Genomic DNA, 24,416 nt, shown 5'->3' on the forward strand with positions numbered 1-24,416 from the left:
GTTGATTTCACGAAACGAGTCTGTGCGAAACGACGACGACAAGGCCCAGCACCAGCACGTAGATGCCGAGGTCGAAAATGGAGCGATGCCATACGAAGCGGTAAAAGCCGACGCGCGCGAGCACCGTGCGAATCGCGAGATTGATCAGATAGGCGACCAGCATCAGCACCAGCACAGCCGGCACGAACACGCCGAAGATGTCTATTTCACCGATCATCGCGGGACCAGAGCAGAAGTGTTGAACGGCGCATCAGGCACTCGCGTCGCGTGTGGGCGGCGTGGCTGCTTGCAGCGTGGCCGGAAAGAGCGATAGACGCATGCCGACCAGCGCATGCAGCGCGTCGCGCAAGTGGCGTGCCGAGCTTTGCGAAGCCGGGCTGGCCGCCCCCGCATTGGCAAGCCCTTCTGAGGTGACGCGCGCGACGGCCGAGTCGATGGACGACATCAGGCTGTCGGGCACCGGCTCGCGCGCGCGACGGTTCACGCAGTTCTCGTAGTAGGCATGCACGCCGTCGAGCACCTGTTCGATCGCAGCCGGCGCCTCGCCGCCGAGCTTGAGCGTGAGACGGCGCAGATCGATGGAATTGAAGGCGATGCGCAGGTCGCGAAAACTCTCGATGGAAGGATGGCGATGGTCGTCGGTCGCGCCGAGCCGCGGGATCAGCTGCATCAGGCGGTCCAGCATGCGCGCCGCGTGATTGCGCGGGTCTTCAATAGGCCGCGTGGACGCGGTTAACGCGACGTCGGTCCAACTCGAGCGCAATAGCCGGGCGGCCGCTAGCTCGGCGCCGAACGGGCGCGCCGCGCGAGTCCACAGATACGCATACAGGAGCCCGGCAAGGCCCGCCAGATTGCTGTTCAGGAAGGTCAGAAAGTTGGCGTCGTACGCATCCTGAATGCTGATGAACGTGGCAGTATTGACGGCGACAAGCACCGTGACCATATTGAACTGCGGGCGCGGAATCAACGTGCCGACCAGAATGAACGGCACGGCAAACAGAATCACCAGCATCGCAAAGTCATGCACGTGCGGCAATACGGCGAACAGATACACGCCTGCCGCCACCACGCTGATTGCCGTTGCGACAAAGAAGCGGAACACCATTGGCGCGGGTTCGTCGAGCGCGGCGAAGAAACAGCAGGCGACCGCCGCGAGCGTCACGGCGCTTGCGCCGTCCGCCCAGCCCGAGGCGATCCACAGGCTGCACGCCAGAATCACGGCCGCCGCGGTCGAGCCGGTGGAGAACAACATCATGCCGCGGTCGAAGAAACGTTCGGTGCCGCCAAGCCGCCAATGGCGAAAACGCGGCCGCCAGAAGCCTTCTTCACGCGTGATGATGATGCGCAGGGAGCGGCAGTCCTGCCACACGTCTATCACCTGCTTCATGCGCCACAGTCCGCTCGAAAGCAACACGCCTTCCCATGTCGTGAGCGCGGCGGGTGGCGGCTGCATCGCGGCAATGCGCTTGCGCAGCGTGTCTGCGGCCGGGTCCGGATGATAGCCCGCGCTCGCCGCCGGCAGCGGCGCATTGAACCATCTGACGATATCGGCGAGCAGCGCTTCAAGCCCTTCTGGCCACTTGTGGCTGCCGCTGTTGTAGAGCGCAATGAGCGGATCGGCAAGCGCGGACATGAGCGGCAACAGCAACTGCATGCGTCCGCGAAGTTCATGCGCGCGTGTCAAAAGGTCGGGGCGCGTGTGGTCGTACGCCAACTGGCTCAGCAGCAATTCCAGACCGTTGATGGTGGCTGCGAGCCGCTGGCGCGCACCGGAAATCGCCGCGCCCGCGATGCGTCCCGACAGCGTTTCGGTCGCGTAGAACGCGGCGTCGCGAAACCATGCATCGGTGCGCTCGATGATGGTGGGCGCAAGCCGGCTTGGAAACACCACGCTGCCTACTATGCTTGCGCACACAATGCCGAGCGTGATCTCTTCGGTGCGGCTCACGGCGAGATCGAACACGCCTGCCGGATTGGTGACGGCGGGCAATGCAATGATCGGCATCGTATAGCTCGCGAGCAGAAACACGTAGCTGCGTGCGGTACGGTCCGAGATGGCGAGAAACAGCAGCGTGCCGACCCACAGCGCGAGGACCACACTGAACAGATACGGCGATTCGACGAACGGCGGCACGAGCAGCACAGCCCCCGACGCGCCCAGCACCGTGCCGAGCGCGCGATAAATCGCCTTTGAGCGCGTCGCGCCAACGAACGGGTTCGACACGATGTACACCGTCGCCATGGCCCAGTACGGCCGCGGCAGTTCGAGCGCGAGGCCGATGTACAGCGCGATCATTGCAGCGGCAAAGGTCTTGACCGAGAAGAGCCAGTCGCGAACGGAAGGGTAGATCATCGCGCGCTATGCCGTGCCTTGAGCGCTGCCCGACGCGGCTTCGCGCGTGGGGCCTTGACCGGCTTCGCGGATGTTGCCGTTGGTGTTGCAGTCGCGGCGTTCGTGGCCTTAGCGGCCCGCGCGGCCTTCGCGACGTTAGCAGCGTCGGCGGTTTGCGATTCTTCAGGGGAACTGGCGGTGAACGCGCTCAGCACGCGCAGCGTGGCTTCCAGGTCGCTGCGCGAAATGCCTTTCAGAGCCTGCGCGCGCAGTGTGACGAGTTCGTCTTCCATCTGTTGCGTCACAAAGCGGCCTTGCTGGGTCAGTACCACGGTTTTGGCACGCCGGTCCGCGGGGTCCTCGTCGCGGCGCATCAGGCCCGCCGCGCAGAGTTGATCGAGCAGACGCACGAGCGATGGCCCTTCAATGCCGATGTAGTCGGCCAGCGTGACCTGACGAACCGCCTCGCCGAGCCGGCTCGCGGTAAGGAGCGGGGTGGCGCACGCCTCCGACACGTTGAACGCGGACAGCACGCCATGACTCGTGCGCCGCCACTTGCGGGCAGCGATCACGAGCGTGCCGCTCACTTTACGGCGTAGGGCGTCGAGATTCGTCATGGCCGGTATTCTATTTCCAAAACAATCGTTAGCAAACTATCGAATTGGAAATTTTTTGGCGACGCGACGGGAGCAGCCGTTCAGGCAATCAGGCCGAGGCGGATGCTGCGTGCGAGGTCGTCGAGCTGGAAAGGCTTGCGCAATACGGTGCAGCGTTCCACCGAAAGACCGGATATATCGACGTCGGCATAACCGGTGGCGAGAATCACCGGCAGATCGCTGCGCATTCTGCGTGCTTCCGCGATGACGTCGATGCCGTTCATGCCAGGCATCGCGAAGTCGACCATCAGCAGGTCCGGGTTGTCGTCCTCGAGACGGTTCAGGCCGGCGCGGCCGTCGGCGGCTTCGGTCACGTTGTAGCCGAGCATTCGCAGCGACTCCACCAGCATGGCGCGCACTTCGCTGTCGTCTTCGATCACGAGCACGCGTTTTTCGCCGACGGCGTTCGCTTCTATATTCGTTGCCTCGGCATTCTGCGGCGCGACACGCTCGCGCATCGGCAGCCACAGTTCAACGGTGGTGCCGACGCCTTCCTCGCTGACGAGCCGCGCCGTGCCGCCGGCCTGGCGCGCAATGCCATACACCTGGCTCAAGCCGAGGCCGGTTCCCTTGCCGATCGGCTTGGTGGTGAAGAAAGGATCGAAAACACGCGTGACGATGTCGGGCGGAATCCCCGAGCCCGTGTCGGCGACCTCGATCACGACATATTGGCCTTCCGCGAGGGTCTGGTCGGGCGCCGGGCGTTCCTTCACGCTGACCCGCAACTGGCCGCCGCCTGGCATGGCGTCGCGTGCGTTGATCGCGAGGTTCAGCACGGCAAGCTCCAACTGGTTCGCGTCGGCCTGCGTCCACATCTCGTCGCTTTCGAAGTCGTTGCTGTAGCTGATACCTGATCCGAGCGACACGGTGATGATGTCGCGCATGCCTTGCAGCAATGCGACGACGTCGACGGCTTTCAGATCAAGGTTGCTGTTGCGCGAGAAGGTGAGCAACTGGCCCGTGAGTTTGGCGCCGCGCTCGGTGGCGCGCTTGACGGTCGCGGCCATGCTGCGAATGCGCTCGTCGCCGCTGACGCGAGCGATCAACTCGGAGTTGACCATGATGACGTTCAGCAGGTTGTTGAAGTCGTGCGCGATGCCGCCGGTGAGCTGCCCGAGCGCCTCCATTTTCTGCGATTGCACGAGCACGGCCTGCACCTTCGCGCGCTCGTGAATCTCCATCATCAGCCGGTTGTTGGCCGAAGCCAGTTCGTGAGTGCGTTCGGCGATCCTGCTTTCGAGCGAATCGTTGAGCTGGACTAATGCTTCCTGGGCCTCTATGCGCTCGGCCAGATGGCGGCGCGATTCATATTGCCGGGCGCGCGCCCGCAGCCCAGACGCCACCGCTCGCCGCAGCGTCTCCGAGTTCAGTGGACGTTCCAGTACGACCACGTTGCCAAGCCGCTCGAGCGCCTCCAGTCCGCGTGGCGAGCGACGGCCGGTGCGAGTCGCCGCGAGCAGAATGAACGGGAAATCAGACCATGCCGGCTGGTGTTCGAGCCATTCGAACAGGCGCGTCGCGCGTTGGTCGCCGAGCGCTTCTTCGGCAATCAGTGCGCTGCCAGCGCCCGCATCGAGCGCTTCGGTGAGCGCGTCTGCATCGCGGCAGGCAACGCATACCCGGTTGTCCTTGTTCAGGACCTCGGCAATGACATCGGCGTCGCGGCCAAACGGCGCGAGAATCAGGACGCGTTGCTCCATGAGATTACTGCCGCGACGTGTCGATGACGTGGTCTGGCGCGCCGAGCAGCGCAGTGCTGCCGCGATAAGCCGGCAGCCCGGAGAGCACGCCTTCGAAATCGCGCAGCGCCTCGCCTACTTCGACGCCTTTCGAGGTCAGCCTGAATTGACGGATCGAGCGCTCATGCGCGTTCGCGCGACTCTTGACGGCAGTGACGGCGGTCAGCACTTCGCCGTGGTGTTCGAAGTAACGGAACAGGACGACGACGTCGCTGAGATAGCTGATGTCGATATCGCTTTGAATTTCGCCGATAATTCCATGCTGCCCCAGCACGAGCATCGTGATAACGCCTTGCTGGTTCAGGTAGCCGAGCAGCTCATGCATTTGCAGCAGCAGGTAGCGTTCGCCGGGCATGGCCTGCAGGTAGGCGTTCAGGCTGTCGATCGCAACATATCTCACGCCCCTCTGTTCGACGGAAATGCGAACGTCGCTCGCGAATTCGCCCGGTGAGATTTCGGCCGGATCGATCTGGCGCAGCGTGAGCAGTCCGCTGTCGACATACGGTTGCAGGTTCATCCCAACCGTCGCGCAACGCGCGATAAGCGTGACCAGCGTTTCGTCGAATACGTAATAGACGCAGCGTTCGCCTCGTTCGAGAGCGGCAATCAGGCACGACACCACCGTGGTGGTTTTGCCGACACCAGACGGGCCGACTATCAATGCATTTGTGCCGGGGATCAGACCGCCGCCCAGCAGCATGTCGAGGCCCGTGGTGCCGGTGCTCGTCATGTGCGTGTCGAAGTCCGCGTGATGCTCCGCCGCGACGAGGCGTGGATACACCTTGATGCCGCCGGTATCCAGCGAGAAGTCGTGATAGCCCTCGCGGAACTTGATGCCGCGCATCTTCGCGATGCGCACGCGACGCCGGTTGCCGCCGTAGTCGTGCACGAGGTTGTCGAGCGTAATGACGCCGTGCGCGATGCTATGCAACTGGATGTCGGACGGATCGGACGTGTTGTCGTCGAGCAGCAGCACCGTGCATTCACGCGTGGCGAAATAGCGCTTTAACGCAAGTATCTGCCGCCGGTAGCGCAGCGCGTTCTGCGACAGCAGACGCAATTCGGAGAGGCTGTCGAGCACGATGCGCGAGGGCTTGATCTGTTCCACTTGCTGGATCACGTTACGCACGGTTTCGCCGAGTTCGACCTCCGCCGGATGCAGCACGGTCTGCTCGAATTGCGGGTCGAGGCCCTCGTCGGAAAGCAACTCGAGAATGCGGAACTGGCTCAGGTCCCAACCGTGGCTGTCGGCCACCGAAATCAGTTCGGAGCGCGTCTCGGAGAGCGTAATGTACAGACCTACCTGCCCCTCCTGGACGCCTTCGAGTAAAAATTGCAAGGCCAAGGTAGTTTTACCCGTGCCGGGCGCGCCTTCCACGAGATACATGCGGTGCGGCGTCAGCCCACCCCCGAGAATGTCGTCGATTCCCTCGATTCCCGAGCGAAGGCGGTCAGGCGTGTATTTGGCTTTTGACATAGCGGTGGATGGTTATGCATCAAGTAATAGACTGAAGGTCAGTCAGCCGGTATCGCCAGAATGCAAGTTGCATGCCTATCTGTGGGCGCATGTATTTGACATTGTGGACGTTGCTTACGCAACGAGACTCACGATTAGCTCGGCCACCAGGTCCAGCCCCGCTGTCCCGAGTGCCGCATTTCGACGGCGGTAAGCGGCGGAATTTCAATGCTGCAGAAAATGACCGGGGACGCGCGGAGTACATGCACGATAGCGGCGCGGATCACCGGCGCATGCGTGACGGCGACGACATGGCGCGTGCCGACCGATGCGTTGTCTGCTGTAACGTAGGGTTCGTCAGGTGATTCCAGCGGGACATGCAAGGCAAGTGCATCGAGCCAGTTGCCGATGCGCTTCACGACCTGGGCGAACGGCTCGCCACCGTGAGGGGCGACGTCAGGATCGCGCGTCCATGCGGCGAGCGCACTTGGCGCGTGTGCCGCGAGCTCGCTCAAGCGCCGGCCGCGCCAGTTGCCGTAGTCGATATCCGCCAGTGCTGCGTCTGCTCGCGCCGCAAGGCCGAGCGCGAGCGAGGTTTCGCGTGCGCAGAGGGCGGGGCTCACGAAGGCGGTTGCGTCGTCCGCGATGGGCAGGCGCGAGCGCGCGGCTTGCGCTTCTTCAAGACCGCGAGCGTCGACCGGGTCGTCGGCGGGAAAACGGCCCGCGCGCATGGCCGCGGTCGCGGCATGGCTGATCAGCAACAGCCGTAGGTTCATTCGTGTGCTTTTATAAAAACGGGCTGGTTGGGCCGCGATAGCGGGCCCCGAAGTTTAGCGCGTAGAATAGCCGCACTGCGAGGCGCGGAAGCCGGTGAGAGCCCGGCGCGGTCGCGCCACTGTAATCGGCATCGCAAGCCGAAAGCCAGACCTGAGCTTCGCAGCATTCCTTTGCAATCGACTACGGGGCGCGTTACCCCAGGAGATGTCCATCATGACTGAAGCTGTTTTCGATTCCGCCAGCCAGCCGGCTATTCAGCCCACGCCCATTCCGTTGCGTGAACTGTTGCCCTGGGCCGTGTTCGGCGGATTGCTGCTGTTGCTCGCGCTGTATTTCGTCGGCGCGGAACAGGGTGCCACTTCCATCTTTCCCGGCATGTACGTGCATGAGTTCGTGCACGACGGCCGCCATCTGCTCGGCTTTCCCTGCCACTAACGGAGCAGAACATGGTTGGTAAGTTGTTGTTGCGCGGGATGCTCGCAGGCATCGCCGCGGGGCTGCTCACGTTCGCGTTCGCTCGCGTGGCCGGCGAGCCTCAGGTCAATCAGGCAATCGCCCTCGAGGAACAAGCCGGTGATTCGCACGGCGCTGCGCATGAGCACGAGCATGCGCAGCAGCCTGCCCATGCGCACGAGCATTCGCATGAAGAGGAACTGGTCAGTCGCGACACGCAAGCCAGTTGGGGTTTGCTGACAGGCGTGGTTGTGTACGGCGCGGCGTTCGGCGGATTGTTTGCGCTGGTGTTCGCTTACGCGTATGGGCGAGCGGGCGCGATCAGTGTGCGGGCGTTGTCGGCGTGGCTTGCGCTAGGCGCTTTTGTCGCGCTGGTGATCGTGCCGAACATCAAATATCCGGCGAACCCGCCGGCAGTTGGCTCGCCTGAAACGATAGGCGAGCGCACGGGCCTGTTCTTTCTGATGATCGCCATTTCGCTCACCGCGCTGGTGTTTTCGCTGAAAGTGCGGCGGCGGGCAGCGCTCAGGCTTGGCGCCTGGAACGGTTCGATCGTGGGGGCGCTGGTGTTCATCGCGATCATTGCCGTCGTGCAGACGTCGATGCCGGTTATCGACGAAGTGCCGGCCGGTTTCCCCGCCGCGCTGCTGTGGAAGTTCCGCGTGGCCGCGCTTGGCATGCAGGCGATCATGTGGGCCACCATCGGTCTGCTGTTCGGCGCGATTGTCGAGCGCAGTTCGTTTATGCGGGTGGATCGCAGGCCAGCGGGGGTGGCGGTGGGTTGAGGTGCGGCACTGGCAGGGCGCAGGGGGTAAGTCGTCGCACTCCCGTGCAGCGGGCGGGAAGGCAACCGCGTCAAGTACTTGGGGCGGTTGTGCGGTGGTTTTCCACAGGCCTATGAACAAAAGCTGTGGACAAGCCTTTTTCGCTGGCGCTTTCGCCCCCCTCACCCCGCGTCATGAAAAATAACGCCCAACGTATGCCGCCGCCCTGAGCGCAAGCGGCTCACTCCATGCCGCAAATTCACGCGATAAGCGCCGCGCGTGCCCTGCACCGGCCGTTGGTGGACCGCGAACACAACCGCGTCGCCCTTGCGCAGCGGCACGACCTCGGTGCGTGACTGCATACGCGGACGCTGCTCGGTCATCACGAATTCGCCGCCGGTGAAGTCCTCGCCGGGCTCCGACAGCAGAATCGCAACCTGCAGTGGGAAAACGTGCTCGCCGTACAGGTCCTGATGCAGGCAGTTGTAGTCGTCAGTTGCGTACTGAAGGATCAGCGGTGTGGGGCGCGTCTGCCCGGCAGCATGACAGCGCTCGATAAACTCCGCATGTGCGGCGGGATAGCGTATGTCGATGCCCATCGCCTCGTTCCAGCGATTCGCCACCGGCACGAGATGTGGATACAGTTCGCCGCGCAACTGCGCGATCAATGGCGGCAACGGATACGCGAAGTACTTGTACTCGCCGCGGCCGAAGCCGTGCCGCGCCATCACCACGCGGCTGCGGTACAACTCCTCGCGCGGATAAAGCGCGCTCAGGGCATCGCATTCGCGTGCGGTGAGCAGCCCACGCAGCATCGCGCAGCCATAGCCGTTCAATTCGTGTTCGACGTTGAACCAGTCGATCGCCTCTATGCGGCGCACAAGCGAACTCACGGCAACGCGCTCGTGCGGCGGCGTCGCTTCGGTTTGGGGAACCCGCTGCGGCGAGTGCCCTCGCTGATGCTTCGCGAGCGTATTCATGCGTGTCTCCATCAAACATCTTTGAACGATGATTCGAGTGTAAGCGCGTCTTTCCTGGCGCGCACTCCGACTCTTGCTCTGCAATTCGCATTGACTGGGCGAAACAAGCAGCGGTTAAGACCGGGCAACTGACATGAGACGAGTCATGAGCGGCTCTGTCGCTCGTATATAGCTGAAAATTAAACCGGCGCGTAATGAAAACAGAGCTGTGTATAGGGGCGTGCGTGTAATTGCGGCGATATTTCCCCACAGCTTGTAGGAGCAACCCGGCATTAGCGATGAGAACATGCCGGCGGCGCGGCTTTCTATGCGCATAATGACCTGCTGCCCGTTAACATTAAACCGGCACGCATGCAGTCCACCATCGCCGCGCAACCGAAGGCGCATAAAGGCTCGACCCGAGTTCGCAGCTCACCGCCCGCGCCGCTGCGGGGCCGCGTTACGTTAAAACGGCATGAGCCCGAGAACAATCACATGCGGGGCCGCGTCGCATTAATCGGCGTGAGATTCCCGTGCATCAGCGAGCCTTGCCCGAATGGTTAAATCGAATTCAAAAACTGGCTTGCGGCTAAAAATATCGGTTATGATCGCTGCCTCAAGCGATCGGTCACGCAGCTTAATCCGGCCGGCATCAACGTTAATATCGTCGCGTCGAACAGAAAAAATCAGATGAAGATGTCGCGTAAAAAGATTGCAATTGTGGTGGCCGTGCTTCTGATCGTGGCTGCCGTCGTCATTCAGGCGATCTGGCGTCCGTTCGCACATCGCAAGGCGACCGACACGGGGGAGGTGGTTCTCGATATTCGCCATCCCGACGCGGTGATCGACAGCGAGGCATTGTCGCGCTTGCCGCGCGACATGCTGCGCGTGCCTCTGCTTCACGACGTGCTGACGCAGGACTTCGTCGACTATTACGAAGCGGCGAATACGCGGCTTTCCGCAGAAGGCGCGTTGCGGCGTCTCGCGTTCGAACATCAGCTCGACTGGCGCGACGAGCTGATGCGCCGCGTGTTTGACGAGCCCGCGCACGTACTGCTGTGGCGCTCGCCTGACGGGCGCCTCGGTTACTGGGTGCTGTCGGTGCGCCGCAACGGTCTCGCCAAACTGCTGCAAGGCATTGGCAACGTCGCCGCGAGCGACAAGCAGTTGAGCCAGGTCGCGAAGCTCTCGGGCGGCGTGCCGGTCTATGCGCTCAAACTCGCCGTAGGTCGCACGCTGCTGTTCGCGACAAAAGACGATCGTCTCGTCGTGTTGTCGGCGCCGGGCGTGCTGCTCGACGAAAAAGGCGGCCTGCTCAGCGAACGCGCGGACGCGGTGTCAGACATGCTGTCGTCGGGGCGTGACGACGCAGCGCACGCCTATAGCCTGGATGCACAGACGGACACGCCCAAGGGGCACCGTCTCGTCGTGTCGGCCAATTATCTGTCGTTTGGTTATCAGGCGTTCTTTTCCGGCATCGACGCATTGCGTTTCGATTTTTCGCCGAACGGCAACGCTGCCGCCAACTGGCGAACCTTGGCTCTGATTCAGCCGGGTAAGCTGCCGCAGCAGTGGAACAGCGCCGATTTGTGGCGCGCGTTGCCGGCCAACGCCGCGGCGTGTACGAGCTTGCCGGCGGACTGGAAAGAAGCTTCGGCGCTATTGGGCAAAGTTGCGGATGGCGGCGATGCATCCGCCGCAATCGGCGATGGTCTGACAGGCCCTGCGGCGGTGTGCTGGTATGCAAAGTCCACGCTGGTCGCGCCGGTGTTCGTCGCGCGCGTGAAGGCGCAGGACGCTGCGTCGATCGCGGCGCTTAAAACCGCGCTCGGCAAAACGTTCGGCGATGTGGTCGGCGCTTATGAGGCGAAGGCCGCTAAGGCGGACGGCAACGACGCGGCCTATCGGCGTCTGCCTGTCACCATGCGCGAGCAGGGCGCGGACGTCACCGTGTGGCAGCGGCCCGTGAGCGCACGCTCGGGCACGGCATTGAGCAGCAAGGCGTCGTTTGCTTCGCAGTTGTCGGCGCAACGGTATTTCCCGGTGACGCTCGCGCTCGCGCACGGTTACGTGATTTTCTCGCCGGACTCGCGTCTCGTCGACGACACGCTCGCCGTGCTCGACAAGCGTTACCCGGCGCTTGCCGATACGCTCGCGGCAGAACGTCTGCCCCGCACAATCTTGACGCTCGCGCCTGCGTCCGCTGCCGCGTTGATCGAACGCGAAGCAGGCGCCGCCTTGCCGGCGGATCAGGAGGCGATCTTCCGCAACGCGTCGCGCACCCATCTGACGCCGAAGCTGCGCGCGCTTGCGCACTATCCGCCCTTATCGTTGACGCTGCCGCAGAGCTTGCCTGGCTCGACTGGCTGGGTGCCGGTCGAGTGGTGGTTCGACCGCGCAAAGGGCGATGCCGGGTCGGCGAATGCAGCCGCAGACGCACCTGTCGATCAGCCCGGCACCGAGGGCGATTAAGTGCGCCTCTTTCGTGTCGCAGGCACGATGCGCGCGCCTCGCGAGGTGCATCGTCGCGCGCCCACCGTCGACCATGATGCGCACGCGGCCCACCAATCGCTCGCCGCTGGCCTCGCCGCAGCGTCGCGCCGCGCATGCCTCTCGCGCGTGATCGCGTTGTTCGCACTGGCCGCCGTTGCGCCCTGTGCGCGCGCGCTGAGCATTGCCACCACCTCGCCCGATCCGGACGCGCTCAACACTCAGCAATCCGCCGCGTTTCGCGCGTGGTTCGCGCGCATCGTCGATCAGCAGATGCGCCGCGGTCCCACGCCGCGCTGGACGCAGCGCGATTGCGCGGGGCTCGTGCGCTTTGCCGTCGGCGAGACTTTGCGGCCGCACGACAGCAAATGGCTGCGCGCGAACGGCATGACAGGTCTCGTGGACACCAGCAGTTTGCCGCCCGAACTGCAGCTTTCCGCGGCGCAGCGCACGCTCGCCAATCGTTGGACGCAACTGGACGGTTCCACTGGCGCATACGCGTCCGCCATCGCGCTGATTCAACGCAACAGCCGTTTCGTTTCGAGGGACGTGAACCAGGCGCTGCCCGGCGATCTGTTGTTCTTCGATCAGGGCGACGACCAGCATCTGATGATCTGGCTCGATCGCTACATCGCTTATCACACTGGCACCGTCACGCCGACCGACACCGGTCTGCGCGCAGTCGCCGTTTCCGACCTGATGCAATGGAAAGATTCCCGCTGGCAGCCGCTCGACGGCAATCCGAACTTCGTCGGCGTATTTCGTTTGGACTTTTTGACACCATGACCCGAATGATTTCCGTCGTCGCGACGCGCGACTGGTTGGGCAAAGCGCGCCATCGCGCGGCATTCATTGTGACGGCACTGCTGGCCGCCCTTGCGCTCGCGAGCGCAAGCGGCGCCGCGCTTGCAGCCGACGAGGCATCGGCCGCCGCGGCCGCTGACGCGAATATCGCCGCGAATCCCACATTGAACCCCGCGCCGCCGAGCAACTACAGCTCGCAAAAGCTGGACGGCCAGCCGTTCTTCCTGCTGTCGGACGCGAGCTTCGGCAGCGATCAGCTCGCTCAGGTCCGGCTCGAGGCGCCCGGCCGCGACTTCAAGGACGCGTTGCAGCCGTATGGCGGTGCGGACATTGTCGTGTATCGCGTGGCGAAACCTCTGGAGTTCCTGAAGGCGCAGAAGAACCTGCATCGGCCGAATGTCGCGCCGAATTACCAGGGTGAAGGGCTCGCGAACACGCTCGCTTATTTGTGGGACCGCTGGTACACCGAGGCGCGCCGCGCATGGCAGCGCGTGCTCTCGTTCGCGACCCGCAGCAAGGCAACCCAGGCGGCACCGCAATTCAAGCTCGGCGAGCAAACGGGCAAACAGACGCAATTCGAGCAGAACTCGCAGTTCGCGCCGCTCAAGGGCTACGACGTGGTAGCGCGCTTTCGCTACCCGATCTGGGACGCAAAGGTGATCGAGCCGCCCAAGGGTGTGAACCTTGCGGGCAGCAGCAGCAACTTCATCGAGGCGAGCGCGGGCAACGTGATGATTCCGGTTGGCAAGCTGCCGCCGGGGCTCTATATCGTCGAGGCCGTGATCGGCAACTATCGTGCTCATACGCTGCTGTTCGTGTCGGACACGGTCGCGGTCGTGAAGGCGGCGTCGAGCGGAATGCTGGTATGGACCACACGGCGCGACAGCGGCAAGCCGGTCGCCAATACCGAGATCAACTGGACCGACGGCGTGGGCGTTCTGCAAAGCGGCACCACGGGCAACGACGGCGCGCTCGTGCTGCAGCACGTGAGCCCGGAGCGCAGCTACGTGCTCGGCGTTGATCCGCAGGGCGGGGTGTTCGTCTCCGAAAACTTCTATTACGACAGCGAGATCTACAACACCAAGATCTATGCGGTAACGGACCGGCCGATGTACCGCCCGGGCGATGCCGTGCATGTGAAGTTCATTGGCCGCACGTTCCAGAACGCAACGCAATCGTCGGCGCCTGCCGAGGCCGACATCAAACTGGAAGTGCTCGATCCGAACGGCTCGCCGGTCGCGACCACTAAAACGCATTTCGCTTCCGACACGGGCGCGGACACGTCGTTCACGCTGCCCGCCGACGCGACCGCCGGCGGCTACACGTTGCGCTTCGACTATAACGGCGATGCGTATGGCAGCGCGTTTCGCGTCGCCGAATACGTGAAGCCGCATTTCGACGTGAACCTCTCGATGGACAAAGCCGACTACGCAACCGGCGAGCCGCTCAAGGGCACGATCCAGTTGCGTTATCCGGACGGCAAGCCGGTGCGCGACAGCAAGATTTCGGTCACGCTGCGCGCGCAGAAAGTGACGATTGTCGACGGCGAATTGCGTTATGCCGGCCTCTTTCCGGTCAAGCTCGAGCAACAGGAACTGAAGACGGATAGCGACGGCAACGCGAGCCTCACGCTGCCTGCCGCGACCGAGCCGAGCCGTTACGCCCTGACGCTGTTCGCACAGGACGGCGCCGCGTACAAAGTGCGTGTCACGCGGGAAGTGCTGATCGCGCGCGGCGCGACGCCGTATCGCCTGAGCACCGCCAGGTCGTTCTCGCAGCCGAACGAAAGCGTCAACTTCGATCTGCAGCCACTCGCCGCGCTTAATCCCTCGGCACACGCGCCGGCCAAATGGGAATGGACCCGCCTCGAGTCGCAGACGCATGCCGAAGCGTCGTTCGCGAACCTGCCTGGCGCGAGCAAGGGTAGCGGCGGCAAGCTGTCGTTTCCAGTTCAGTTCGACCAGCCGGGCTCGTACATGCTGTCGGTCAAGGACGACGCCGGCAACCTGCTCGCGGCCGTCAGCCACTGGGTTTCGGGTGACGGGCTGAAGGCGGTTCCGGGTAGCGTCGAGATCGTATTCGACCGCGACAAGTACCGGATCGGCGAGACGGCCGAGGCGCTGATCACGTTCCCGTTGCCGGTCGACGACGCATTGCTGACTCTCGAACGCGACAACGTCGAGCGGCGCGCGCTGCTGAGCGCCGGGGGCGACTGGCTGCAACTGCAACGCGTGACGCCGTCGCAATGGAAAGCACGCATCAAGGTCGGCGAAGACTTCGCGCCCAACATGACGTTCTCGGTGCTGTACGTGCATGCCGGCGAATACGCGTTCCAGAACGCGGGCATCGTGGTCGCGCAGCCGCAGATCGAACTGAACGTGAAGAGCGACAAGCCGGTGTACGGTCCCGGCGATACGGTCACGCTCAGCCTCTACAGCACACTGAACGGCAAGCCGGAAGCGGCGAATCTCACGGTGAGCGTGGTCGACGAAATGGTTTATGTGCTGCAGCCGGAGATCGCGCCGAACATCGTCGACTTCTTTTATCATCCGCGCCGTAACAACGTGCGGACCTCGTCGAGTCTGTCGTTCATCGCTTACGATCTGGCGCGTTCGCCGCTCAAGGGCGCGCCCGGCGGCCCGCAACGCGCGAACTACAACGAGCGGGGCGTGAAGGTGCTGGAGCGTCCGCGCCGCGACGATCAGGACACCGCCGCGTGGGAAGGCAATCTGAAAACCGACGCCAACGGCCACGCGAGCATGACCTTCAGAATGCCCGACTCGCTCGCGCGCTGGCGCATCACCGTGCGCGCGGCTGCGCCGGACGGCATGGTCGGTCAGCGTACCGCCTACGTGCGCTCGGACAAGGCGTTGTATCTGAAGTGGAGCGGGCCGTCGCATTTCCGCGCGAACGATCAGCCGGCCATCGACATGATCGCCTTCAATCAGACCGATGCGGACATGGACGCGCAGTGGGTGGTGGAAGGCGGCGGTTTGTCGTTGAACCAGAAAGTGACGCTCAGGCGCGGCGCGAATTATCTGCGTCTGCCGAGCGGCGCGTTGAAGGCGGGCGTGATCAACGCGAGCTTGCGCAAGGGCGACAAGGAAGTGGACCGCTTGCAGACCACCATTCGTCTCGACGCGAGCGGCTGGCTCGATCTGCATCAGAACACGGTTGCGCTCGACGGCTCAGGCAAGCCCCTCAATCTGCCGCAAGACGCGCAGGACGTGAGCGTGCGTTTCGCCGGCAATGCGGCGAGCCAGTTCATGCGGGTGGCCGACGACCTGATCGACTATCCATATGGCTGCGCCGAGCAGACCTCGAGCCGGTTGATTCCGCTCGCGCTGGCCCATGACGCTATCGGCCGAGGCGACAACAGCAGTTCGACGCAGGGAATAGAAGCGCTGCTGCGCAATCAGCGGCAGCGGCTTGCAATGCTCGCAGGTGTCGGCGGGACCTTCGGCTGGTGGGGCGATACGACGGGCGGCAGTGCGCTCGTTACCGCCTACGCGTATTACGCCGACTGGCTCGCGAGCCGCAGCCTCGGCATCAGCTTGCCTGCCGCCAACTGGCAGCACGCGATGGAGGTGTATCGCGACGCCGGCCCGAAAGAGCCGCTGCTGCACCGCGCGCTTGCGCTGTGGTTCATGCAGCAGATGGGCTTGCCCGTTGCCACGCCGGTATCGGGCGTCGCGGCGGACCTGGCCAGCGACGCTGTTGCCTCAGCCAATGCGCCGGCTCGCAATGCCACCAATCCGACATATGCCGCGTCGGACAGCATCGTGTTTGCACAAGCCGACTCGCCGCGCGGCAAGCAGATGGCGACGTTGCTTGTCGCGAGCATGGCGCGCGCTACCGGCGCTCAGGTGCCGGACGGTTTCGATGCCGCAGCGGGCGCGGCGCGCGCCGCGCTCGCCAACGATCCGGCGCCGCTCGTGCAGAGCCTGATTGCCATGTCCGGCGACGGCGCGGGCGTGGATGCGTCCGCGTTGCTCGCGAAGAGCAGTGCCGATTATCCGACGCTCGACCGCGCGCTGACGCTGCTGTGGTTGCGCAAGACGCTCGGCGGCGACACAGCGGCAGGGGCAGCAGCGGCGGCGTTGCCGTCGCTGCAGGGCGCGGGCTGGATGCGCGCGGCGACGCCTACCGGCACGCCATCGTGGAGATGGACCGGCGCGGGACTGCCGGCCACGCTCGACGCGGGCGCGGCGCGCCCCGACGTCAACGCGATCGTTTCGTTCCGCAGTCGTGCGAGCGAGGAAAGCCGCCTGAACATCACCGTTGCGCGGCGCTTCTACAAGCTCGAGCCGCTCGAAGTGAAGGCCGACCCGAAGAAGCAGGGCGCCGGTGAAAGTACCTTGGGACGCTCGGCGTTCACAGCGCGTCTGGTAAAAGCGGGCGATGCGATTGACAGCAATGCGCTGTACGTCGACGAAGTCGCGCTCACGCCGCGTTCGGGCAACGCCTATCACTATGGCTTGCTCGATGTGCCGCTGCCGCCTGGCGGCAGTGTCGAAGCGACGAGCTGGGGCGTGTCGGTCGAGGGCTTGCCCGGCGACAAGGAAGGCGAGAGCGGGCCGCAACCGTTCGCGCGCGCCGCGTCGTATGAAATGGGCGAGCTTTCGTATCACCAGCCTGTGCCGCTGCTCGACCGCCCGGTCGTATTGCGGCAACTGGTGCGCTTTGCGTTGCCGGGCACGTTCGCGCTGCCGCCCACGCGCTACTTCCGCATGTATCAGCCGGACGCCAAGGCGTTTGAAGGCGGCAAGAGCGATCGCGTGACGACGCTGCGCATCCAGTAAGCGAGGGATGAACATGGTCCGCATCTGCCTTCGGCCAGCGCGTAACGGCGTTGCAGCGGTGCTGCGCATGGCGTGCGCGGTAGGCACGCTGTTCGCCGCGTGCGCGTTGGCTGGAGTCGATGCGGGCAAGGTCTATGCGGCGGGTTCGGCAACGCCGAGCTCTGCGTCCAGGCAGACCTTGCGTTTTGCGTGGCTGCGCGACGGACAGGGCCAGTTGTGGCAGGCGGACGCCGACAGCGCCGCTGCGGGCCTCTCGCCGCAAGCCGCGGGGGCCTTGCCCGCCACATTGGAGACGCCGCTCGGCAGCGTGTGGAAGCTCTTCGTGTACGGTTACCTGGTAGACCGGAACATTGCGACGCCGGACTACTCCTGTAACGGCGGCGATCCTGAAGAAGTGTATTGCTGCATGAGCGGCGGTCATATCGACCGCGAACATGCGCTCGTGCAATCGTGCGGACGCTATTTCGAGCCCGCGCGTCTGCAACTCGATGCCGCCGACTGGCGCAGGTATTGGACCGCCGCGCATGCGCCGGCCTGGCTGCGCGATCTTCGTTCGATGGTGCCGACGCAGCGCGTGCCCGTCGCGCAACTGCTTGCCGCGTTGCAGGCCATGCCGGCGCGGCCGCGCGAAGCGGCGTCGAGCACGCTGGTGTCCGTGCTGACGAGCGGCCGCGGCGAAGGCACGGTGTCGCTCTATGGCAGCTTGTTGCGCGCCAAGACCTGGACGATGCCCGATGCGGCGCGCCCGGGTGCATCGGTGGGCGGCGCGGCTGGCTGGCTCGCGGACGGCACGCCCGTGTGGCTCGGCGGTTCGGGCGGCAGCGCGCGCGTGCTGGCGTTCGCTGCGCCGCGCATTGCGCCGCTGCTCACGCAAATCGCCTTGCCGGACGACGGCGCATGCGTGATCGTCGATTTTTTCAGCCGCTATCCGATACGCGAAGTGCTTGATGGGAACCGGGCCAAAGGTCCTGCCACGGTTGCGGACGGGCCGCTGAACGGCGCATTCCGCGTGGGCTTTGTGAACGGCAACTGGGCCCGCGTGACGAGCCGCGGCGAACTGCGGCTCGATCGTAGCTTTGCGGGCGCGCCGCAAATAGTCGGACGCTTCGGCATGAACGACTACGTGGCACGCGTGGTGGAACGGGAAGGCGACACGGCGCAGCCGGAAGCGGCGAAGGCGCTCGCCGTGGCGGCTCGTACTTACGCCGTGCAGCATGGCGCCCACGATCACGGCTGTTTCCGTATCGGCGACAGCAGCAGTACGCAGCGCGTGTTGCCGCGTGCGCCCACCGAGGCGGCGCGCCGTGCCGCCGATTTCACCGACGCGCTCGTGCTCACCGGTGTTCCTGTGCAGTATCACCACGACAAGGCCGCGCCGGGGCAAATGAGCTGGCTCGACGCGAAGGCGTCCGCGCAAGCCGGACTCGCGTTCGACGCGATACTCGCGCGCGCATGGCCGCAAGCGACGCTGACTTCGTTCGAGAGTCCGCTGTCCGGTGACTGTGTGGCCGTGGCTGGGGCGCGCGAATGGCTGCAGCGCAACGCGCCGTTGTGGGCGCGGCGCATGAACGGCGCCGCCGGCTACGAGACGCCTGACTTGCCGGCCGTGTGTGCGGTCCGCGAAGGGCGTCCGTACGCGGATGCGCAGCGCAACCGGGTGTACGTGTACCGCTTGCAGACTGAGGAGGATCGTATCGCGCTGGCGCATGAATACGTTCACCTGGCCTTTCAGCACCATCCGCGTGGGCTCGACGAAGGTTTCGTCGAACGCACCGCACGTGTGCTGATTCGTACCGACAATCCCATCCAATGAACGACGTCACCTTTCTCTTTTCGTTGAAGCGGCCTGCGGTGGCGCGTGCGCTTCGCTCGCGCGCTGCCGGGTTGCTGGTGGCCGGCGCTGCGTTGTGTGCGTCGGGCAATTGCGCGGATGCATCCGCGGCCGACAAGGACGGCGCGCTTGCCGATCTGACCGCCGCATTCGGCGGCTGGCGTCATAGCGGGCTGACGAACGAGGCAGAGCAATTCGTTGCGGCTTACCCGCGGCCGCCGGTGGATCGCGGCGCACAGCGCTACCGCACGCTGATCGAAGGGCGTCTGAAGCGCATCGACCGGCACGCGCGCAAGCCGCCGACGCTGGTCGTCAACGGCAATGCAACGCCGCTTTATACCGACGACGAAGGCGCGTTCGCGCGGCCGTGGGCGTTCGGCGCGGGTTCGAACAGCATTGAACTGATTTCCGCCGATGGCAGGCAGCGTCAGCGGATGCAGTTTTACGAAGCCGATCGCGCCAAACCACAGGCCAAGCTGCGCGCCATGGTGACGTGGGACGATCCGCACGCTCAGGTCGATTTGCATGTCATCACGCCGGGCGGCCTGCACGCGTTCTTCGCCAATCCGACTCTGGAAGATGGCAGCGGCTTCGACGTGGATTCGGTCGACGGCGCGGGGCCGGGAATCTTTTCGTCGGCAGCGCCGCAGCATGGCACGTGGCTCTTCTTCCTCAACTACTGGGGCAATTTCGATTCCACAGGCTACAACTTCGACGCCGCCGCGCACGACCGCGATGTGATCACCGCAACCTTGACGTTGGTCTTCAATGAGAACACGCCGAATGAGCGGCGCGAAACGATGGTGGTTCCGCTGCGCAAAATCGGCGACCTGATGCTCGTGAAGAGCGAGCGACTTTGACAGCGCGACGGGGCCAGTAACAGGAGCAGTAACAATGAAGCGCAGAACGACCGGATGGATGAGCGCGGGCCGTGGCTTGCTGGTGCTCGCGTGCTTGCAGGGCGCCTCGGCCGCGCAGGCAGGCGACATCGACATGAGCGCGCCGCTGAACGGCTGGCGCAACAGTGGCGGCGACAACGAGCGCTACACGCAGGACGTGCATTATCCGGCCGTCGCGGTGGCGACGCCCGAAGGGCAATCGAAATTCGCGCTGATCGCTGGGCAAATCCGCAACACGCCGAAGCAGAAGGGCAAGTCCGTGGGCACGCTTGTGGTCGACGGCACGCCGTTGCCGCAGCGCATTGAAGAGGACGGCAAGTTCTCGCGGCCGTACGCGTTTCCTGCGGGCAGCAACGGTGTCGAACTGCGCGCGCCGGACGGCAGCCGCAAGCGTGTGCAGTTCTACGACGCTTACAGCGGCAAGACCGAGCCCAAGCTGCGCGTCGTGCTCGCGTGGGACACCGACGGCACCGACCTGGACCTGCACGTGGTGTCGCCGGATGGCGCGCATGCATGGTATGGCGATCGCGTGGTGCCCAACGGCGGCGCGCTCGACGTCGACGTGACGACTGGCTACGGTCCTGAGATCTATTCGTCTGCGGCGCCGCTCAAGGGCACCTATCTCGTCTACGTGAATTACTACGGCAGCGGCGCTGACCGGCGCGACATGACCGTCGCTCAGGTGACGATCATCACCAACGAAAATACGCCCAACGAAAAGAGCGAGACGATCCGGGTGCCGATGCGCAAAGCTGGCGAGCTGACGCTCGTGAAGACGTTTGTGATGCCTTGAGCCGCGCGTTGGTGCGGTCTATTGCGGCTTATTGCGAGCTGTCGACGGTTGCCTCGCAGGCGGCCCGCTTGTATGCGAGCGTCTGCGTGCAGTGTCCGAAAACCTTGCGCGCTCAGGTACTTGGCTGATTCTTGCGCAGGATATCCACAGGCTTTTCAACGTTTTCTGTGGACAACGGCAGCGTAGTCGGGAGTGTTGTTTTGCGCGCCTTCGTGCAAGTGGTTCGCGCTTGCGCTTACTGTCCCTTACGGGGCGTCAAGTTTCGGCCGATGCCGGTCGATAGAACCTGTAACCGGCTTTGCGCCGAACGCCTTGAAGAAATTGGAGGTCGCAATGAAAATCGACAGCGCGTTGCCGTCGACACCACCAGCCGTTTCTCGCGCAAGCAGCGGCGCCTCTTCATCTGTGAGCGCCGGCGCTGATGCTGGTTCGCGGGCCTCTGCGTCCAACGCGTCTTCACAGGACGCGGCTGTGCACATCTCCAGCCAGGGCGCCGCGGCGGCGGCTCAGGAGGTGAGTGCGGGCGATGGTGCGGGCGATGGCGTTAGCGCGAGTGCGGCTGATACGGCAGCAGCGGGGAATGGCGCAGCTTCCGATTCCTCCGCAGTGAAGTCGTTTGCATATGGCACGCTGGGGCTCGAACGGCCTGATCAGCCACACGAAGCGCGCAATGCTTTTTACACAGCGGGACGTTGGCTTGCGGCGGGCATCACCCTTGGCGGGATCATCTCGCTTTTGATCTGAAGCTGCGGAAGTAGTGGACTGCGGGGATTGATGGACTTCAGGCGGGGCGCGCTTGCCATGCACGAGGCACGGCAAGCGCGATGATGCGAACGCTGCTTAACGGTCGAGGAACGACTTCAGACGATCTGCGCGGCTCGGATGCATGAGCTTGCGCATTGCCTTGCTCTCGATCTGGCGAATACGCTCGCGAGTCACGTCGAACTGCTTGCCCACTTCTTCAAGCGTGTGATCCGACTTGGTGTTGATGCCATAGCGCATGCGCAGCACCTTTGCCTCGCGCGGCGACAGAGAGTCCAGCGCGTCGTCGATGGCGGCGCGCAAGTCGGCCTGCATTGCCGCATCGGCCGGCGACGAAGCCGCCGAGTCTTCGATCATGTCGCCGAGGGTGGCGTCGCCGTCATCGCCGACGGGCGTTTCCATCGAGACCGGCTGCTTCGCGATCTTCAGGATGCCGCGCACTTTCTCTTCCGACAGATCCATCCGCTCGGCCAGCACCGACGGATGAGCTTCCTGCCCGGTCTGCTGCAGAATCTCGCGCGAGATGCGGTTCAGCTTGTTGATCGTCTCGATCATGTGCACGGGCACGCGAATCGTGCGGGCCTGGTCGGCGAGCGAACGCGTCACGGCCTGACGGACCCACCACGTGGCGTACGTGGAAAACTTCCAGCCGCGGCGATATTCGAACTTGTCCACCGCTTTCATCAGGCCGATGTTGCCCTCCTGAATCAGGTCGAGGAACAGCATGCCGCGATTGACGTACTTCTTCGCGATGGAAATGACGAGACGCAGATTGGCCTCGATCATCTCGCTCTTCGCCTTGCGCATCTTCGACTCCGCCGCGACCATCTGGCGGTTGATCTCTTTCAGGTGCTTGAGCGGCAGCGAAACGGTGGCTTCGATGTCGATCAGCTTTTGCTGTTCCGACTGAATGGCGGGCAGGTGGCGCTCGAGCGCCGCGCCGTACGACGTGTTGCCGCGCGCCGCGCGCTCGGTCCAGCCGAGATCGGCTTCATGGCCCGAGAAGGATTCGATGAACTTCTCGCGCGGCATGCCGCTCTTCGTGACGACGATCTGCAGAATGTTGCGTTCGATTGCGCGAACCTGCGCGACCTGGTGTTGCACGTCGCCGCACAGACGGTCGATGGTGCGCGCGGTGAAGCGGATTTTCGCGAGGTGCTGCTGGATCTCTTCGCGTGCCTTCTGATACGACTTCGAGGTCACGTCGCCGCGGGTATGCGAGGCGTTCATGCGATCGTACAGAATGCCGACCTGCGCGAAGATCTCGAGGCAGTCGCTCGTGAGTTGCTTCATGCGTGCTTCGTCCGCCGCCGAGGAGTCGGCCGGGCCGACGTCCTCGTCGCTATCGCTGTCTTCGTCTTCGTCCGTGACCGCATCGTCGTCTGCGGCCGAGTCAGCACTGACGGTTTCTTCTTCGGCGGCGACGTTGTCTTCGTTCAGGCCGTCCACCAGTTCGTCGATGCGCAGCTCGCCGTCCGCGACCTGCTGGGCGCTTGCCAGAATCGCGGAAATGGCGAGCGGGCAGCCGGCGATGGCCTGCACCATTTCGTGCAGACCGTCTTCAATACGCTTTGCGATGGCGATTTCGCCTGCGCGCGTGAGCAGTTCGGTCGCGCCCATTTCGCGCATGTACATGCGCACCGGGTCGGTCGTGCGGCCGAACTCCGAGTCCACCGTCGACAGTGCGACTTCCGTTTCTTCGTCCGCCTGATCGTCCGAAACGACAGCGGGCGCGTTCGAGTTTAGCAGCAGCGTTTCAGCGTCCGGGGCCTGCTCGTAGACCTGCACGCCCATGTCGTTGAACGCGCTGACAATGCTGTCGATCGCCGCCGTTTGCGTGAAGTTGTCGGGCAGGTGGTCGTTGATCTGCGCGTGGGTCAGGTAGCCTTGCTCCTTGCCCAGCTGGATGAGCGCGCGCATCTGGCGCTGACGCTCTTCAGCCTGCTGCGGCGGCAGTTCGGCCGCCACGGGGATCGCTTTGCCCGCGCCCTTGCCCTTCGGCGTACGGCCCGACGGAGCCTTCGTGTAGGCGGCGGTTTCGTGTTGCGAATCTTCGCGATCAAAAGGGTTCACGTATTCTCCTCTAGAGGCTTCGCTATGAGACGCAAGACGCGACCGTCAGGCGTTTCGAGCATGGCTCAACATCACCTGAGTGACTCAACGCGGTTATATGGCTGTGTGCTCTGGGGAGCAAAAAAGATGAGCCCGCTTGGAGCGGGCCGATAGAATGTGCGAAATTCGCGCGGCTCGCATTATATACGAGCTTGCGCGTTCGCGCGCGTTGTGCGCGGCAATTCGTCGCAGATTGTTGCCGCGCTGCGTGCTGTGCCTGACTGCGCGGGCGGCGAGGCCATGCAAAAAAAGTTGCGGGAACAACGAGCACTCGTGACGGACCGCAGAAACATAACTATAGACTAACTCGCGCGTTGTCACACGAGTGCGTGCTGTCTTCGCTTGGGCGCGCGCGCCCGCTTGCGCCCCCCTCTATATGTAGCGCGAGGTTTTTTCGCATTGATTGGCGCCTCGCGAAAGAAAATTCGCAGAAGAGGCTTGACGACTTGTCACTCCGTCTTCATAATCTCGCTTCTCTGCTGCTGATGCAGCAACGCAGAACGAAGCGGTGCCGGGTAGTTGAAGCAGGCGCTGCGGAGTGAGCGGACCGATCTTTAAAAACTAGCAGCCGATAAGTGTGGGCGCTTGATGCGCGANGCGAGCCGGGTTNTTCGGNATCTGGCGNNAAGCGAAAGTATCAAGTCTCACACAGTAATGAAAGGAAGGTTTTTCTGTCGAGAGATGGAAGGATCATTCGTCAGTACGTTGAGTGAGCGACCGGGTTCGAAAGAGCCCGAAAACAGTAACAGGTTTGAACTGAAGAGTTTGATCCTGGCTCAGATTGAAC

The 24,416-nt window shown here is 63.8% G+C and carries 16 protein-coding genes; 8 read left to right on the forward strand and 8 right to left on the reverse strand.

Annotated elements, in window-relative coordinates; translation table 11 throughout:
• Positions 1–7 precede the first annotated feature (7 nt).
• The 6 genes from F757_RS0123150 to F757_RS0123175 all read right to left on the reverse strand — a co-directional run bounded on the left by F757_RS0123150 (position 8) and on the right by F757_RS0123175 (position 6,959).
• Entirely contained in the window at positions 8–217 is a 210-nt protein-coding gene (locus tag F757_RS0123150; RefSeq protein ID WP_013341883.1) for a DUF1656 domain-containing protein, read from the reverse strand.
• Between the two features lie 33 nt (positions 218–250).
• Positions 251–2,353, reverse strand: a complete 2,103-nt coding sequence (locus F757_RS0123155) for an FUSC family protein (protein ID WP_027213471.1) — start codon at positions 2,351–2,353, stop codon at positions 251–253.
• Positions 2,350–2,949, reverse strand: coding sequence for a MarR family winged helix-turn-helix transcriptional regulator (locus tag F757_RS0123160; protein WP_027213472.1), 600 nt, complete (start codon positions 2,947–2,949; stop codon positions 2,350–2,352). Before F757_RS0123160 ends, F757_RS0123155 begins: the two co-directional genes overlap by 4 nt.
• 80 nt (positions 2,950–3,029) lie before the next feature.
• Positions 3,030–4,688, reverse strand: a complete 1,659-nt coding sequence (locus F757_RS0123165; protein ID WP_027213473.1) for an ATP-binding protein — start codon at positions 4,686–4,688, stop codon at positions 3,030–3,032.
• A 4-nt stretch (positions 4,689–4,692) separates the two neighbouring features.
• Positions 4,693–6,204, reverse strand: a complete 1,512-nt coding sequence (locus tag F757_RS0123170) for an ATPase domain-containing protein (RefSeq protein WP_027213474.1) — start codon at positions 6,202–6,204, stop codon at positions 4,693–4,695.
• Positions 6,205–6,338: 134 nt separating this feature from the next.
• Positions 6,339–6,959, reverse strand: a complete 621-nt coding sequence (locus tag F757_RS0123175) for a histidine phosphatase family protein (RefSeq protein ID WP_027213475.1) — start codon at positions 6,957–6,959, stop codon at positions 6,339–6,341.
• A 214-nt stretch (positions 6,960–7,173) separates the two neighbouring features.
• Here F757_RS0123175 and F757_RS0123180 point away from each other — a divergent pair, with 214 nt between their 5' ends.
• Positions 7,174–7,395 carry a CbtB domain-containing protein gene (locus tag F757_RS0123180; RefSeq protein ID WP_027213476.1) on the forward strand — a complete coding sequence of 74 codons (222 nt, stop codon included), beginning with the start codon at positions 7,174–7,176 and terminating at the stop codon, positions 7,393–7,395.
• Between the two features lie 11 nt (positions 7,396–7,406).
• Positions 7,407–8,198: a CbtA family protein gene (locus tag F757_RS0123185; RefSeq protein WP_027213477.1), complete on the forward strand. Its 792-nt coding sequence runs from the start codon at positions 7,407–7,409 to the stop codon at positions 8,196–8,198.
• A gap of 161 nt (positions 8,199–8,359) precedes the next feature.
• On the opposite strand, the gene F757_RS0123190 is transcribed toward F757_RS0123185, so the two are convergent.
• On the reverse strand, positions 8,360–9,157 hold the full coding sequence (locus F757_RS0123190; protein WP_027213478.1) for a 2OG-Fe(II) oxygenase: 798 nt from the start codon (positions 9,155–9,157) through the stop codon (positions 8,360–8,362).
• 669 nt (positions 9,158–9,826) lie between these two features.
• Between F757_RS0123190 and F757_RS0123195 the strand changes: the two genes are divergently transcribed.
• Genes F757_RS0123195 through F757_RS0123220 form a run of 6 tightly spaced genes read left to right on the forward strand, consistent with a single transcriptional unit; the run spans position 9,827 to position 20,755 of the window.
• Positions 9,827–11,608, forward strand: a complete 1,782-nt coding sequence (locus F757_RS0123195; RefSeq protein WP_027213479.1) for a DUF2138 domain-containing protein — start codon at positions 9,827–9,829, stop codon at positions 11,606–11,608.
• A gap of 27 nt (positions 11,609–11,635) precedes the next feature.
• Positions 11,636–12,412: a DUF1175 domain-containing protein gene (locus F757_RS0123200; RefSeq protein ID WP_084531003.1), complete on the forward strand. Its 777-nt coding sequence runs from the start codon at positions 11,636–11,638 to the stop codon at positions 12,410–12,412.
• A complete protein-coding gene (locus F757_RS0123205) occupies positions 12,409–17,232 on the forward strand; it encodes an alpha-2-macroglobulin family protein (protein WP_027213481.1) in 4,824 nt (1,607 codons plus the stop codon). The genes F757_RS0123200 and F757_RS0123205 overlap by 4 nt, the downstream gene beginning before the upstream one ends.
• 13 nt (positions 17,233–17,245) lie before the next feature.
• Positions 17,246–19,045, forward strand: coding sequence for a DUF2300 domain-containing protein (locus F757_RS0123210; protein WP_027213482.1), 1,800 nt, complete (start codon positions 17,246–17,248; stop codon positions 19,043–19,045).
• Positions 19,042–19,923: a YfaP family protein gene (locus tag F757_RS0123215; RefSeq protein WP_027213483.1), complete on the forward strand. Its 882-nt coding sequence runs from the start codon at positions 19,042–19,044 to the stop codon at positions 19,921–19,923. Before F757_RS0123210 ends, F757_RS0123215 begins: the two co-directional genes overlap by 4 nt.
• 34 nt (positions 19,924–19,957) lie before the next feature.
• Complete coding sequence (locus F757_RS0123220) at positions 19,958–20,755, forward strand: YfaP family protein (RefSeq protein WP_027213484.1); 798 nt, start codon at positions 19,958–19,960, stop codon at positions 20,753–20,755.
• Positions 20,756–21,595: 840 nt separating this feature from the next.
• On the opposite strand, the gene rpoD is transcribed toward F757_RS0123220, so the two are convergent.
• Positions 21,596–23,590: an RNA polymerase sigma factor RpoD gene (gene rpoD, locus F757_RS0123235; RefSeq protein WP_027213486.1), complete on the reverse strand. Its 1,995-nt coding sequence runs from the start codon at positions 23,588–23,590 to the stop codon at positions 21,596–21,598.
• Positions 23,591–24,416: the final 826 nt, after the last annotated feature.

Origin of the sequence: Burkholderia sp. WSM2232 (genome assembly GCF_000472545.1) — a bacterium.
Lineage (GTDB): Bacteria > Pseudomonadota > Gammaproteobacteria > Burkholderiales > Burkholderiaceae > Paraburkholderia.